Origin of the sequence: Mesorhizobium sp. M7A.F.Ca.CA.004.12.1.1 (genome assembly GCF_003997835.1) — a bacterium.
GTDB lineage: Bacteria > Pseudomonadota > Alphaproteobacteria > Rhizobiales > Rhizobiaceae > Mesorhizobium.
In genome coordinates, this window is record NZ_RZRK01001506.1 from 1 (window position 1) to 453 (window position 453).

1 pseudogene is annotated in these 453 nt (G+C 68.4%); it reads left to right on the top strand.

Features of this window, described 5'->3' with window-relative positions:
- Positions 1 to 453: pseudogene (locus tag EN984_RS37275) on the top strand (lipopolysaccharide biosynthesis protein); the annotation flags it as partial.

Consider the following 453-nt stretch of genomic DNA (forward strand, 5'->3'; position numbering starts at 1 on the left):
ACAAGGTCCTGGTCCTCGACGTCATCGTCACCGCCAAGAGCGCCGACAAGGCCGCCCTCCTGGCCAACGCCATCGCGCAGGCCTACCTGGTCGATCAGGCGAGCGCGCGCGCGAAAATGGCCAGGGACGCCTCCGAGTCGATCACCGCCCGGCTGGACGAGCAGCGCAAACGCGTCCAGCAGGCCGAGAATGCCGTCGAGGCCTATAAGTCCGCCAACAACATGGTGATGGCGGCAGGGAACCTGGTCAGCGACCAGGAACTGACCGAGATCAACACGCAGCTTGCGGCGGCGCAGAGCCGCACCGCGGCGCTGAAGGCGCAGGTCGACCAGATGCGCCGGCAGAGCGGCACGGCGGACGCAACCTCGGAGGCGATGCGTTCGGCGGTGATCTCGAGCCTGCGGGCACAGGAGGCGACGCTGGTCGACCAGGTCTCGCAGCTCGGCACGGAGC